At 43.5% G+C, this 14608-nt stretch carries 13 protein-coding genes and 2 rRNA genes; 12 read left to right on the forward strand and 3 right to left on the reverse strand.

Annotated elements, in window-relative coordinates; translation table 11 throughout:
* Nucleotides 1–127 (forward strand): 23S ribosomal RNA (locus FM019_RS11825); the annotation flags it as partial.
* A 116-nt stretch (nt 128–243) separates the two neighbouring features.
* A 5S ribosomal RNA gene (gene rrf / locus FM019_RS11830) occupies nt 244–359 on the forward strand.
* Between the two features lie 240 nt (nt 360–599).
* On the opposite strand, the gene FM019_RS20815 is transcribed toward rrf, so the two are convergent.
* Complete coding sequence (locus FM019_RS20815; protein WP_185969269.1) at nt 600–758, reverse strand: hypothetical protein; 159 nt, start codon at nt 756–758, stop codon at nt 600–602.
* Between the two features lie 705 nt (nt 759–1463).
* Here FM019_RS20815 and FM019_RS11835 point away from each other — a divergent pair.
* The 3 genes from FM019_RS11835 (at nt 1464) to FM019_RS11845 (ending at nt 4458) form a co-directional block, all read left to right on the forward strand.
* A complete protein-coding gene (locus FM019_RS11835; protein ID WP_143836155.1) occupies nt 1464–1793 on the forward strand; it encodes a hypothetical protein in 330 nt (109 codons plus the stop codon).
* A 422-nt stretch (nt 1794–2215) separates the two neighbouring features.
* Nucleotides 2216–2941 (forward strand): hypothetical protein, encoded by a 726-nt coding sequence (locus tag FM019_RS11840; protein WP_143836156.1) that lies wholly within the window; start codon nt 2216–2218, stop codon nt 2939–2941.
* Between the two features lie 395 nt (nt 2942–3336).
* Nucleotides 3337–4458: a serine hydrolase domain-containing protein gene (locus FM019_RS11845; protein WP_260681612.1), complete on the forward strand. Its 1122-nt coding sequence runs from the start codon at nt 3337–3339 to the stop codon at nt 4456–4458.
* On the opposite strand, the gene FM019_RS11850 is transcribed toward FM019_RS11845, so the two are convergent.
* Nucleotides 4436–4897, reverse strand: coding sequence for a hypothetical protein (locus FM019_RS11850; RefSeq protein WP_143836158.1), 462 nt, complete (start codon nt 4895–4897; stop codon nt 4436–4438). The two genes, FM019_RS11845 and FM019_RS11850, sit on opposite strands and share 23 nt — an antisense overlap.
* 155 nt (nt 4898–5052) lie before the next feature.
* Between FM019_RS11850 and FM019_RS11855 the strand changes: the two genes are divergently transcribed.
* The 5 genes from FM019_RS11855 (at nt 5053) to FM019_RS11875 (ending at nt 11073) form a co-directional block, all read left to right on the forward strand.
* Nucleotides 5053–6183 carry a PQQ-dependent sugar dehydrogenase gene (locus FM019_RS11855; protein ID WP_143836159.1) on the forward strand — a complete coding sequence of 377 codons (1131 nt, stop codon included), beginning with the start codon at nt 5053–5055 and terminating at the stop codon, nt 6181–6183.
* Between the two features lie 163 nt (nt 6184–6346).
* Nucleotides 6347–8959, forward strand: a complete 2613-nt coding sequence (gene acnB, locus FM019_RS11860; protein WP_143836160.1) for a bifunctional aconitate hydratase 2/2-methylisocitrate dehydratase — start codon at nt 6347–6349, stop codon at nt 8957–8959.
* 182 nt (nt 8960–9141) lie between these two features.
* Complete coding sequence (locus FM019_RS11865) at nt 9142–10353, forward strand: DUF819 domain-containing protein (protein ID WP_143836161.1); 1212 nt, start codon at nt 9142–9144, stop codon at nt 10351–10353.
* 73 nt (nt 10354–10426) lie between these two features.
* Nucleotides 10427–10645: a hypothetical protein gene (locus FM019_RS11870; protein WP_143836162.1), complete on the forward strand. Its 219-nt coding sequence runs from the start codon at nt 10427–10429 to the stop codon at nt 10643–10645.
* Nucleotides 10630–11073 carry a DUF192 domain-containing protein gene (locus tag FM019_RS11875; RefSeq protein ID WP_143836163.1) on the forward strand — a complete coding sequence of 148 codons (444 nt, stop codon included), beginning with the start codon at nt 10630–10632 and terminating at the stop codon, nt 11071–11073. The genes FM019_RS11870 and FM019_RS11875 overlap by 16 nt, the downstream gene beginning before the upstream one ends.
* 25 nt (nt 11074–11098) lie before the next feature.
* On the opposite strand, the gene FM019_RS11880 is transcribed toward FM019_RS11875, so the two are convergent.
* Nucleotides 11099–12619 (reverse strand): amidase, encoded by a 1521-nt coding sequence (locus tag FM019_RS11880; protein ID WP_143836164.1) that lies wholly within the window; start codon nt 12617–12619, stop codon nt 11099–11101.
* Nucleotides 12620–12737: 118 nt separating this feature from the next.
* Between FM019_RS11880 and FM019_RS11885 the strand changes: the two genes are divergently transcribed.
* Together FM019_RS11885 and lysC are read left to right on the forward strand one after the other, a co-directional pair.
* Nucleotides 12738–13118, forward strand: coding sequence for a GFA family protein (locus tag FM019_RS11885; RefSeq protein ID WP_143836165.1), 381 nt, complete (start codon nt 12738–12740; stop codon nt 13116–13118).
* Between the two features lie 134 nt (nt 13119–13252).
* Nucleotides 13253–14605 carry a lysine-sensitive aspartokinase 3 gene (lysC, locus tag FM019_RS11890; protein ID WP_143836166.1) on the forward strand — a complete coding sequence of 451 codons (1353 nt, stop codon included), beginning with the start codon at nt 13253–13255 and terminating at the stop codon, nt 14603–14605.
* Nucleotides 14606–14608: the final 3 nt, after the last annotated feature.

A 14608-nucleotide genomic window follows, 5' to 3' on the forward strand; every position in this document is an offset into this window, starting at 1 on the left:
ATGAGTCATCCCTGATAGTTTAACTATCCTAAAGGGTTGTTGAAGACTACGACGTAGATAGGCAGGGTGTGGAAGCGTTGCAAGGCGTTAAGCTAACCTGTACTAATTGCCCGTGAGACTTAACCATACAACACCCAAATGTCTTCCTTTGGAAGATGGGTGTACGTGACAAGACAACACAAACAAATAGAGTACGCAGACTCTTTGAGATTACACAGCTTTCGAAATTGTAACCAGTTTATGTCTGGCAACCATAGCGATACGGTACCACCTGATTCCATTCCGAACTCAGAAGTGAAACGTATTAGCGGCGATGGTAGTGTGGGGTTTCCCCATGTGAGAGTAGCACATTGCCAGACTCCTATTTAGAAGAAGGGCTATCCATATGGGTAGCCCTTTTTTCATTTCAAGTAACAATACTTCCATGTAGCGCCTTCCAGCCCGGCATCCATGCCGGTCGTTCAGTCTGTTAACGCTTCTGCGAAGCTAAAAACAACTGCCTTCACCCAAACTCAGAAGTGAAACGTGTTAGCGGCGATGGTAGTGTGGGGTTTCCCCATGCGAGTGTAGTTACACGCGCACGCTAGTGTGTCAGGCTCCTATTCAAGATAAAAGCCACCTTCATCGGGTGGCTTTTTTCGTTTTTGAGACGTCAAAACATCCCCACCTTTATCCAGCAATGCCAAAGGTGGCTTTTTCCTTAAAGCGCTGCGCGCAAGAGCAATTCCAAAGGGGAAACCTAACCCATCTAGTGTCATGCAATACTTTACTTCGTAGTAGATAGATAGGTGTCACACATCCATGTGGTTGCTCCCAGCCGTTCCTCCCTGAACGTCGTTCAGTCGGTTAACGCTTCTTCGAAGCTAAAAACACCGCCTTCACCCCCATGCGAGAGGTTATCGAAGAAACATCATCCCCGAAGCGCTCTTATGTCGCGCACGCAGTCGGGGATCTCTCAAGCTGTTATCGAGAACTCTAGAGAGCATTAACCCTGCACAGCCACCACGCGGTAAATACGTCCCTGTACGCTTAGGTTTTTCATCCATGAAAAACATAGATGGCTGTGCTGCGTTACTACTCTCCTGGTACATGAGTCTCTCTGAAAATACACCTTTGGGTTATCTCTCAAACCACCATATCGAGTCCTCATGAATACCCAATGAGTTTTATATTAAAGCTGAGACCTCATCCCTAAGATATCTTTGTTTTTCAAATGCAGAACGAGGATCTAGTCAACGAGTAGAACTGTTAACTCATCACAAAAAAACTGTATCTATTTAGCAACTTTTTGGTTTTAGTCTATAGTAGCCATCAGCATGGAACATGGATAAAAGGAAATCACCGTGGAATTTGAAAAAAGAACCCACGGCAGTTGGGATTGTGAAATTCTAGCGGCACAAAAAGTATTGCTACAAAAAGGTAAGGGGAGTTGGAATAAGCAAGCCGTTATTGGCTAAGCAAAATTGGAGTCAGATTGCGCCAATCAACTACATAATGCTCCTTGGGCGAGCATAGGATATGGTGTTGATTGGGAGCCTGGCACTCCCGATATTGAGCAAATCATAATCGAATTGTTTCAACAAGTGGCAAGCCTTAATTGCCAACTACACGTTGTGATTGTTAAAAACTCAGTCGCCAAATTCCAATTGGAGAGAATGCTTTCTGTCGTTTCTGAAGGGTATCAACTAAGATTTTCTGACAGTATTTCAGAAACCATTCGCATTCTAAATAATGCGGGATTCGATGTTTCCGATTCCCAGGTTCAAGATTTTATTGCAGAGCCGTATTATTAGTATTTGGATACCTTTCTTTATCTCACTCCGTCGCTAAATCCATATGGTGTTGATCATCACCTTTGGCAAACCATGGGTTCCCTTCATACTTTTAAGAAGTACCTCTTTTTACACCTATCCATGAGTAATATTCTATCGAGGGATACCAAGAGTTGGACGTCGAAAAGCACAAAGGTGAGAGGATTTGCAGGACACTTGATGTTCTAGACGGGGCTGAAAATTTGAGTTTACTTTAAAATTGCTTATATTTATAAGAGAAGTTTTGCGTGAAACTTTAAACTTGGCTTGCCGGTAAAGGTGTTATATCGGCGCCGCTCACTGATGTTTGTAGTGTTATCGCGTTGTTTAAAATAGTGTGCTGTTGCAGCATAAGTTTCAATGTTTATCCGTTTATCGGATTAAATTAAACGTTGGGAGGGTCTATGCAGCACAGCATAAATTATCTAACGAGGTTAGCCCTTATTTGCGTATTGTTGGTATGTTCTGCATGCTCAACACCATTATTCAGGGCTAATTTTAGTGGCTCACCGCTTGGACCATTTTCGAACGGGGATACCGGTAGTTTCGAACAAGGTAGCTCTCCACAAGGCGATGTGGTTTTGGGAAGTAATCTCGAGCAAAGCAGTGTAAAATTTGTCAATAGTTTCTTACCTGATGCAGGTACAGCCTTACTGCTTGGTCCTAATCCAGTGACCGCTACTGTCAGCCCTACCATAGAGTTTCGACCTGTATCAGCCGACCCCGATCATACGAAGCGGACATTTTATTGGGATGGCGAGAAACAAGGATACCAGACAATGGATTGCATCTTTCGAGATATAAGTGATGGCGACCTTATGTTTACGCTTCGCTTCGCGAACGGCAACGCACTGCTTATATTGTCAACCGATTACGACATACAGGTTGGCGCGCTGCCGTCGTCACTGCCTCATCAGGTTTGGATTACGCTGCAACCCGGAGCGAATACTGGCAATTTAAAAATAAGTTTCGCTGGAGGGCAACCCATAAGTAGTAATGGCTTCTTTGTTCCCAATTATCCGAGCATTGGCGGTGCGAAAATAACGGTAAGCTGCTCGTATGCAGGATTTGGTAGTGCTGTGCAGGAAAGCTACCAATTTGATAACCTTATTTTTCGAAGCAAGAAATGAATGCACGGTGTTTTGTTTGGTGCAGCATGACAAATTACAAAGGGTTCAGTCTGGTCAACTTACCATAATGGGTAACCGCTATCTTTTGCTCGGTATGTTAACAGGATAGCAACGATTGACAGATGTCAAATATGACTTTTTGGGCCCCACGCAGGTCTCTAAAGCAGCGCTAGAAACGTTTTCGGCCGAAAAACTTTATTCGTTGTCTTTGCAACAACTGTGCTCAACATCCGATATAAAATTGGTGGGAATCGACTCGAAACGCCGTTAGACTATTGTTTCAAATAAAGATGAAGTTGGATTTTTGAGTGCGCTCACTGTTTAATGTCAGGTCATTCGTCATATTTTTTTTAGTAACCATATTAATGCTGTTACTGATATTTAGTAGTAACCTAGTGAGACTGTACACTGCGATTACCCTTTATGATGAAGGCAAAATAGTAAACAATTTTTTGACTCTTTATCAAAATTTTAATGCGAACAAAATTCCAGCTAGCCAAACGCCTTTTCAATTTCCTCAACAATTATCAGAGCTGCCAACGAATTTCGAATTAGATGAGCATTCTTTTTCATTGGAAAATTTTATCAGGGAAAGCGGAACAACTGGCCTATTGGTCATCAAAGACGGCGTAATAAAATATGAAAACTATTACCGCGGCCACGAACAACAAAAACAACATATCTCTTGGTCGGTGGGTAAATCTTTTTTATCCGCACTATTTGGTATCGCTATCGAAGAAGGTCATATTGACAATATTGAACAGGCTGTCACGGATTACGTGCCTGAATTACAAGGGAGTGGTTATGACAGCGTGCGAATCAAAGACGTTTTGCAAATGTCATCTGGCGTAAAATTTAATGAAGACTACGGTGATTTTTACTCTGACATCAATCGCTTTTCACGCGCTGTCGCATTTGGTACATCGCTGGATGAATTTTCAGCTTCGTTAACCAGACAACGCGAGCCGGGAACCTATCACCATTATGTCAGTATTGATACGCAAGTTTTGGGGATGGTGCTTGATAGAGCTATAGACGTGAGCTTAACGGAGTACTTACAAACCAAAATTTGGGAGCCTTTAGGAATGGAATACCCTACCTATTGGTTAAAGGACGATTATGATATGGAGCTTGCGCTCGGCGGACTAAATGTTACGTTGAGAGACTATGCTAAATTTGGCTGGTTATATGCAAACAAAGGCAATTGGTTTGGTAAGCAAATTGTACCCGCTAAATGGGTTGAGGACTCTGTTATGCCCGACGCTCCCCATTTAATACCGGGACCAAATCCAGCATCAAGCTCGAGTTTTGGATATGGTTATCAGTGGTGGATACCTTCGGAAGCAGAAGATGAATTTGTCGCGCAGGGGATCTATCACCAATATATTTACATTGATCCCGATAAAAATTTGGTCATCGTAAAAAACTCAGCCAACCATCTTTATAACGACAAAACCTATAATTGGAGCGCCAAGCACATGGCAATGTTTCGCGCTATTGAACAGCATTTTCGCTAGCATTGGCCCTTTTGCGCTGGTACATGAACACCCAACCTCCAAAAATACCTGCGATGGATTGCAAACCCATACCAAAGGAACTTCTTGCTCCAGCGATTAAGGTTATATTTAAAATAGGGTGCATTGCTAAAAGCGCGGTTAACATGGCAAAACAACCGGCCAAAAGATACAGTTCAGGAACGCTTCTTTTAATGATTTTCTGGATAAGTGCAGCGACAGAAAAGCCGATTAAAAGTGCTAAAAATATTGTCCCACCGTAAGCAGGAAAAAGTCCAATCATATCATCTAAACTGGTGGATAGCCGCGTACTGAAGTCGATGTCCACACCAAGTTCAATGAGGCGATAGAGGACCGATTGAGTATGAAACAAACTGGCCAAAACAAAACAGGCGGTCACAGCAGCAACAAAATCGACAAAAAGTCTTATTGCTTTTTTCATATTTAATTCCTGAGCAGAAATCTAACTTTTAGTAGCCTAAATCATTATTGATACTTTAACCAACCCAGATTGTTGAAATTTGACACTACGTTGATTGCTTAAAGTTGAAATCTCGGTCAATCAGATTAAGCTGTTTCAGGTTAAAGGAGAATCTGATGAGTACACCCCACGTCAAAACTTGTTCTTTAGTACTTTTATTTTTATCTTGCTTCCACATATCGGCACAAGAACAAAACGCATCAGCGGGTTTTAAAGTTGAAGAAGTCGTAACGGATCTAACGTTTCCATGGTCTGTGGCCTTTCTGTCAAATAATCAAATGCTAGTGACTGAACGTGGCGGCACATTAAGACATGTCGTCAATAAAACAGTGAGTAAACCCATAGCCGGCATTCCTGACGATCTTTATGTTAAAGGGCAGGGCGGGCTTTTGGATGTCGTGCTGCACCCGCAGTATCGCCAAAATGGATGGATTTACCTCAGTTACTCCTCAGGAACCGATAGCAACAACACGCTCAAGGTTATCAGAGCCAAGCTTCGTGACAATCAATTGGTGGAAAAACAGGATATTTTCGAGGTACTGCCCTACCGTGACACCCCTGTTCATTATGGTGCCAAAATGGTCTTTATTGAGGACAACAGCCTCCTGATCACCTCGGGCGATGGTTTTGATTATCGGGAAGATGCACAAAGAGACAACAATCAAATGGGCAAGATTCTTCGAGTATTAGATGATGGCTCTATTCCTCTAGACAATCCGTATATTGGTGAGACGGAAAAGAATTTGTCAGCCGCTGTTTTTACTAAGGGTCATCGCAATCCACAAGGTTTGGTATACGACCTAAACCGCAATAAAGTGTTTTCTCATGAACATGGTCCCGCAGGTGGTGATGAAATCAATATTATCAAAATGGGAAAAAACTATGGATGGCCAATCATTACTTACGGAAAAGATTATTCTGGTGCTACTATTTCGCCTTTTAAATCCTATCCGGGAATGGAACAGCCACTTGTTGATTGGACGCCGTCTGTTGCTCCTTCGGGCATGGCGGTTTATTATGGAAGTTTATTTCCTCAAATGCGCGGCGACCTATTGGTCAGCACATTAAAAACCAAAGAGATTCTATGGATCAAAATGCGAGGCGATAAAGTCGTCGAGCAACAATCATTGTTCGCAGATCTTGGCTATCGTTTTCGGGACATTAAAGTGCACCCAGATGGTTCGCTTTATCTACTTGTTGATAGTGCTGAAGGAAAAATATTGCGGGTCACACCTCAAATTAATTAACTTAGCTTTTTGTGCGCATAAAAACTGAGCGATCTAAAAGCTATAAGCCTTGTGTATAGCGGTCATAAACAAACAAAAGCACTGAAAAATTTATATTTTTTGCGTTTACCTTTATACTTACGCCACACAACTTTTCATAGTCAAAATCTAAGAGGGCTAAATAGTGTTAGAAGCTTATCGTACACACGTTGAAGAGCGCGCAGCTGAAGGGATCCCACCTAAGCCATTAAATCCAGAGCAAGTTGCCGGATTAGTTGAATTATTGAAAAATCCACCGGCAGGAGAAGAAGAATACCTGCTAGAGTTGATTTCTGAACGCGTTCCTCCGGGCGTTGATGAAGCCGCGTATGTCAAAGCTGGCTTTTTAGCAGCCATTGTAAATGGCGAAGCGACATCTCCACTTATTTCTAAAGACGCAGCGATTCAATTACTTGGCAACATGCACGGTGGATACAACATCGTCACCTTGGTTGAAGCGCTAGACAATGAAGAACTAGCAGAGTTGGCCGCGGAAGAATTGAAGCACACGCTTCTTATGTTTGATGCTTTCCATGATGTTGAAGAAAAAGCTAAGGCAGGCAACCAATACGCTAAAGATGTCATGCAGTCTTGGGCTGATGCAGAATGGTTTACCCAGCGTCCAAATCTGGAAGAAAAAATTACCTTAAGCGTTTTTAAAGTGACAGGTGAAACTAACACCGATGACCTTTCACCAGCGCCTGATGCCTGGTCACGTCCTGATATCCCACTTCATGCTCGTGCCATGTACAAAATGACTCGTGATGGACTAGAGCCAGAAAAGCATGGTGAAGTTGGTCCGATGAGTCAGATTGATGCGATCAAAGCTAAAGGCTATCCAGTCGCATTTGTGGGTGACGTTGTAGGAACAGGATCATCACGTAAATCTGCTACGAATTCCGTTTTGTGGTTCTTCGGCGATGATATGCCAGGTGTACCTAATAAACGTGGTGGTGGTATTTGTATTGGCGGTAAAGTTGCCCCAATCTTTTTTAATACCATGGAAGATGCTGGTGCATTGGTATTTGAAGCCGACGTGGACAAAATGGAAATGGGCGATGTGATTGACATTTATCCGATGGAAGGAAAGATTGTCAACAACGCGACGGGCGAGACAGTATCTGAATACAGCTACAAATCACAAGTTTTGCTGGATGAAGTAAGAGCTGGCGGTCGTATCAACCTAATCATTGGCCGTGGATTAACTGACAAAGCACGCGAGTCCCTTGGTTTAGGCGCCTCGGATATATTCCGTAAACCAGAACAACCTGCAGACTCCGACAAAGGCTACACGTTGGCGCAAAAAATGGTTGGTAAAGCATGTGGTGTTGACGGGGTGAGACCTGGCACATATTGCGAACCTAAAATGACAACGGTAGGTTCCCAAGATACCACAGGGCCTATGACTCGAGATGAGCTTAAAGACTTAGCGTGTTTAGGTTTCACCGCCGATTTAACTATGCAATCATTCTGTCATACTGCGGCTTATCCTAAACCTGTCGATATTGACACACAGCACACACTGCCTGATTTCATCATGAATCGTGGTGGTGTTTCGTTGCGTCCAGGAGACGGTATTATCCACTCTTGGTTGAATCGTATGTTGTTACCTGACACTGTGGGTACGGGTGGAGATTCACATACTCGATTCCCACTTGGTATTTCCTTTCCTGCTGGTTCAGGCCTAGTGGCTTTTGCTGCGGCGACAGGTGTTATGCCTTTAGATATGCCAGAGTCTGTGTTGGTGCGCTTTAAAGGCGAAATGCAACCTGGTATTACGCTACGTGATTTGGTTCATGCAATTCCGTTATACGGAATTAAAAATGGCCTTCTGACCGTTGCCAAAAAAGGTAAGACCAATGCGTTCTCTGGTCGAGTATTAGAAATTGAAGGGCTAGATAACCTGACAGTAGAGCAAGCATTTGAATTGTCAGATGCTTCTGCAGAGCGCTCAGCGGCGGGCTGTACTATTAAGTTGTCTAAAGAATCCATCGCTGAGTATCTAAATTCCAATATCACGATGCTTCGCTGGATGATTAACGAAGGGTATGGTGATTCTCGCACGCTAGAGCGTCGCGCGCGTAAGATGGAAGAATGGTTGGCTAACCCAGAATTAATGGAAGCTGATGCTGACGCAGAATATGCTGAAGTGCTTGAAATTGATTTGAATGAAATAAAAGAGCCAATTTTGTGCTGTCCTAATGACCCAGATGATGCAAAAACATTATCAGACGTTGCCGGTGATAAAGTTGATGAAGTATTCATTGGCTCATGTATGACGAACATTGGACATTTCCGCGCTGCAGGTAAGTTGCTCGAGCAATTTAATGGAACGCTTCCAACTCGGCTGTGGATTTCTCCACCTACCAAGATGGACAAAGCGCAGTTGATGGAAGAAGGTTATTACAACATTTATGGCCGAGCCGGTGTTAGAACAGAAATGCCAGGTTGTTCTTTGTGTATGGGCAACCAGGCCCGTGTACTTGCAGGTGCTACGGTGTTATCGACTTCTACTCGTAACTTCCCTAACCGTTTAGGTGATGGTGCCAATGTTTACTTGTGTTCAGCTGAGCTTGCCGCTGTAGGCTCTATTGTTGGCAAAATTCCTACTACTGAAGAGTACATGGAATATGCGAGCAAGATTGAGTCAATGAGTGGTGATGTCTTCCGCTACTTAAACTTCGATCGAATGGATGAGTTTAAGAAAGCTGAAGAAGCAGCTAAAGCGAATATCATTCCAGCGTTAAATATCGCTTAATGTCTTAAATTTGAAAGAGTTAAAAGCCGGACTTTGCCTTTGCTAAGTCCGGTTTTTTTATGCACACTAGAATCTATCGAAGACTGTATGTACGTCAATAATTCATATGTTGAGTGCGTCAGTTGGTCTGGCTCTAGTTGCCTTTAAAGAACATCTAAATAATAACAATAAAGGAAGTCATCATGTTTTCAGACGGTGGTTCGCTCGTTTCTGCAGATCAACATTTTGCGGTGCTCGGAGCTTTGTTTGCTATCGCACTTTTCGGTTTCTGGGCCGAACGGAAAAGTTGGGGAAAACTAATAACTGGCGCCGTATGGGCAATTCTTGGGTCAATACTAGCGTCTAACATTGGACTCATTCCAAAAGACGCACCCGCATACAGTTTTGTCTTTAGGTATCTGGTACCCGTGCTGATCCCACTGTTTTTAATGCATGCAGATGTGCGACGCATTCTTGGAGAAAGCGGTCGAGTTGGGATCGGATTCCTGCTTGCCTGTATCGGTACCGCAGTTGGTGCTGTTGTAGCAGCGAGTCTATTAGATTTGGGGGCCAAAGAGGGGGATTTAGCAGGTATTTTTACCGCCACCTACACAGGAGGCTCTGTTAATTATGCGGCAGTCATCCAATCAACAGGTTTTGATGATGCGAATATCATTTCGGCCGCAACGGCTGTTGATAATTTGATGAGCGCAGTTTTTCTTGCATGTTTAGCATTGATGCCGGCTTCAGTTTGGTTAATGGAAAAGTTTGCGCAGCGAGATCATAGTGAAGGTGAAGGCGAACAAACTTCAACAACCGAGCAGAATGTTACTGGTTATAGCGTTGCGGCGGCTCTCACCTTTGCACTTGTTGTTGTCGCCTTGTCAGATGCCGTGGTTGCAGGGCTAAATCACGCGGTGGCTGGAGACTTTGACTTCAATGGATTGCGATATGTATTCATCACTTTGTTTGCCGTAATCCCGGCTACTTTAGCGCCAGTACAAATGCAAAAAATGCAAGGCGGACAAAGTATCGGCTTAGTCTTGGCGTTTGTTTTTTTTGCTGCAATCGCAGCAGGTGCTGATGTAGCTAAATTGCTTGGAACTGCGCCAATTTTGTTGGCATTTGTGGTAATACTGCTGTTTATCCATGGTTTAGTGGTGTTTGCAGGCGGCGCGCTCATTACCGCAATAGCCACCAAAGTTACCGGCAACAAAGAGTCTGGACTCGCGTTGTCACTTCCCGAACTGATTATTGCATCTAATGCTGCGGTGCTTGGTGCGACAACTGCCCCGGCACTTGCAATGGCACGAGGGTGGCCTGCGTTGGTTACGCCTGGTGTACTTGTCGGTGTTGCCGGGTACATAGTCGGTACGCCTCTGGGATTGGCTATCGCCACACTGATGGCTGGCTAAGCAATAATTGTTTGGGAACTTCATCAAGGAAAGTGACTCCTAACGTTTTAAGAAATCAAAAGATGAGCGCAAAATGAAATACTTAATTTTTTTAACTACCCTAATGATGTTAGGGGGGTGTTCAACGATGGCAGGCAAGAACCTCCTTGGCAATGCGGCGGGTGAGGCGAGCAATACACAAGTCGGATATGGAAGGCAATGTTTTGCAGTCAAAAGTCAATGCGCACAAGGCATTTATGAAGAATGGGAAACCAGTGATGGGGTAGAAGGGTGTTCATGCAAAAAACTTTAGGCGGGTTCATTGTATTGATATTAGCGATGGTTTTGATCCCATTGCAGAACAGCTATGGGATAGAATTTGAACGTGCAAAAGTGCAGGTCAATGACATAGTGCTTGATGTTGAGTATGCGTTGACCTTTGAGCAACGGGCCACAGGTTTGATGTATCGGCAGTCTTTGTGTACAAATTGTGGCATGTTGTTTAAATATTCACGTCCTCGTATCGCCGGTATGTGGATGAAAAACACTAACATTCCCCTTGATGTCGCCTTTATCGATGAGCACGGTAAAATCATCGATATCAAAGCTATGCAACCTCATGATCTCACGTCAATTTCGTCCTCAAAAGAAGTTTTATATGCGCTTGAAATGAATCAAGGATGGTTTAAATCTAATGGGGTAGAGGTTGGTCAAATAATGCGATTTTCTCTCCCCCAATAGACTTCTTGGCTCAGATGTAATCCGGCTACTTGGTCGCTTTGGGTACGATTAAAGCGTGGGTCATTTGCTCATAATCATAGGCAACTTGGAAAATGAGTAAGTCTTGTTGATGCCCTCCTAAAAAGCTTATTCCAACCGGCATATCTGAGACAGTGCCCATTGGTACAGTCAAATGAGGATATCCGCTCACAGCAGAAGCCGAAGAGGCCGAACCCTTAAAATGGTCACCGTTGATATGATCGATTTTCCATGCAGGAGATCCTGTAGGTGCAATCAGCACATCAAGATTGTTTGTTGCCAAAGTCGCATCGATTCCTTGCTCTGTTGTTAACGCCTTGCTCATTTTAAGTGCGTTCAGATATTTGGGATCTGTTAGCGTCGGTGCATTCTGTGAAGTGATAAAGGTATCCTGTGCGAAAAAAGGCATCGTTTTTTTAGCATATTGCTGATTCTTGTTTATAAGATCTTGCAAGCTTTTAACTGGTGCGTCGCTTTTTTCCAAGTAGGCGTTTAATCCCGCTTTAAATTCAGCTAATAAAACAAGATACTCGTGCTCTCCCCATTTGCCGTGAGTACTAATATTGGCATTGTCTACAATTGTTGCTCCGGCATCGCGCAGAACGGAGAGTTGTTGTTCGAATACCTGATCGACTCGCGGGTGATAGCCCATTAAATTTCGCACAATTCCAATTCGTTTTCCCTTTAGTGCACCCGCGGTTAATTTCTCTGGAAAAATAACGTTTTGGTAACTAGCCGGATCTTGGCTGTCCTTGCCCAACAAAGCTTTAAATAACGCATAGGCGTCAGCAACATTCCGGGTCATGGGACCCGCAGTGTCTTGAGAGTGGGCAATAGGGATAATACCGGTACGGCTCAATAAGCCTAAACTGGGTTTAAAGCCGACAATGCCGTTGAGTGCTGATGGGCATGTCACCGAACCGTCAGTTTCAGTACCGATAGCCATCAGTGCAAAATCTGCTGCGATGGCAGCACCAGAACCGGAGCTTGAGCCACAAGGAGAACGAGTTGGATCATGAGGATTCAACGTCTGACCATGGAGGCTACTCCAGCCGCTAGACGACATATTCGATCTAAAATTTGCCCATTCAGAGAGGTTAGTTTTGCCCAATATGATTGCATCAGATTTGCGTAATTGGGTGATGATAAAAGCATCTTTTTTAGGAATATGCTCGCGCATTAGCCACGAGCCTGCGGTATTAGGTATTCCAGCTATGTCGATATTATCTTTCACAACGACAAAGGCACCAAAAAGTGGACCTAAGGGGTCTCCAGAGTCTAATCTTTGTTGCATCGCGTTCGCTTGCTGAACCAGGTTGGGCGTTAATATTGCGACTGAATTTATCGAAGCACCATTTCTGTCGTGCTTTTCAATCCGATTTAAATAATGATCAAGCAACATGGGAAAGGTGACCGCGCCAGATTTTAGCAATGATTGCGTTTGTGCTAACGACAAATTATTCAGATTATGAGTTTGCGCAGACGCAAACCAAGTCGCCAAGCCTATTAGCAGTATTAAAATTCTCATTAGGATTTTCCTATGTGTGGTCAACAAATAAATAGCGCCTGTAGACAATAGCGTTGGTTTCTACAAAGCACAATTATTGATATGCTCCTGGTGTGTATAGCAAAAGGATGATGTATTTATGTCATACCAAGGCAGCTGCCATTGTGGCAGTGTGACATTTAAAATTGAATGTGGTGAAGAAGTTGAAGTTGAAGATTGTAACTGTTCAGTTTGCAGTAAATTTGGTTTTCTACATCTGATATTACCTAAGAAGCGATTTACACTACTGAGTGGCGAAGACATGCTGACGGAGTATCGGTTCAATACTGGCGTAGCAAAGCACTTCTTTTGCTCAAAATGCGGAGCTAAACCTTTCTATATTCCGAGATCCAACCCAGATGGCGTAGACGTCAACGTAAGATGCCTGGATACTAAACCGCCTAAAATTACCATAGTGCCATTTGACGGACAAAATTGGGAAGATAATGCAGCTTCCTTGGCACATAAGAGTAAAGAGTGAAGTTCTGCACTGAATCAGAATGCCTAAAAAGCGCATAATTAATGCAAAAGTGATTGGTAACACAAGGCACTTTTTACTTTATTAAGCGCAAAATTCTGCTAGTTTACTGCGATTGCTTTTCCTTAGGATCAACTGTGACTTCATTAAATCTGAATATTGCAAAGTTTGGCGGAACCAGTGTGGCGAATTTTTCAGCCATGCAAAACTGCGCTGATATTATTGCCAAAAACACAGCAACAAAAGTTGTTGTAGTAAGCGCTTCTGCTGGCGTTACTAATCACTTGGTCACTCTGGCCAATACCCCTTTAACGCAATCACAATCGTTGCAAGTCATTGATCAAATTAAAACGATTGAATATGGCATTCTAAAAGAGCTAGAAAATAGAAATGCTATCGAAAACAAGCTTGAATCGCTGTTAGATGGCCTCACGGAGCTGGCTCTTCATGAAGAGTTGTTGCACAGATATGATTTAAAAGATGCGCTACTATCTTTTGGTGAACGCATGTCGTCGCTGCTTTTTACTGAAGTGTTAAAATCAACAGGTGTAAATGCTGAAAATTTTGATGTGCGTAAAGTGCTTAGAACCGACGGAACTTATACTGAAGCGGTTCCCCAAATTGATGATATTCGAGACTTATCGCAACGTCTCATGTTGCCAGAACTCAGTTCCAAAGTGCTAGTAACGCAAGGCTTTGTTGGTGCTGATTTCAACGGCAATACAACGACTTTAGGGCGTGGAGGAAGTGACTTTACCGCCGCGCTGCTAGCTGAGGCGCTTGATGCAACGAGCTGCGAAATATGGACTGACGTTGTAGGAGTTTATACAACCGACCCAAGAATAACAGACAGGGCGCGACCACTGCCAGAACTGAGCTTTGAAGAAGCGGCAGAAATGGCTAACTTTGGTGCCAAAGTGTTACATCCAGCAACTATGGAACCAGCTTTACGTAAAAACATCAAAGTGTTTGTGGGATCGAGCAAAGAGCCAGAAAAGGGTGGCACCTGGATAGTCCGCGACTGTGAACAAGAGCCACCTTATCGTGCGATCACCCGTCGTAAACAGCAGGTTATGGTAACGGTCAAAACACCTAAAATGATGCATGCACCGGGTTTTTTGCAACAGGTCTTTACCATTATTGCCAAACATAATTTGAGTGTGGATTTGGTGACAACATCAGAAATCGCCGTGTCGTTCACGCTTGATAACCCTGCCAACTCAGTTGCTGAAAAACTTAATCGTGACACCTTAGACGAGCTTCGAGAGTTTTGTGAGGTGGTAGTAGAGAGCGACTACGATTTGGTAACAGTTGTTGGCAACAATATGCACAGTGCTGCAGGAGTTTCTAGTAAAATATTCTCATCAGTCAGAGATTATAATTTGCGGATGATTTGTTATGGTGCAAACCCTCATAACATGTCGTTCCTCGTTCACCAGGACAACAGTACCAATATAGTCAAAGAGTTGCACAAAAGTTTATTTGAATAAAAA

Source organism: Aliiglaciecola sp. M165, from assembly GCF_007197995.1.
GTDB lineage: Bacteria > Pseudomonadota > Gammaproteobacteria > Enterobacterales > Alteromonadaceae > Aliiglaciecola.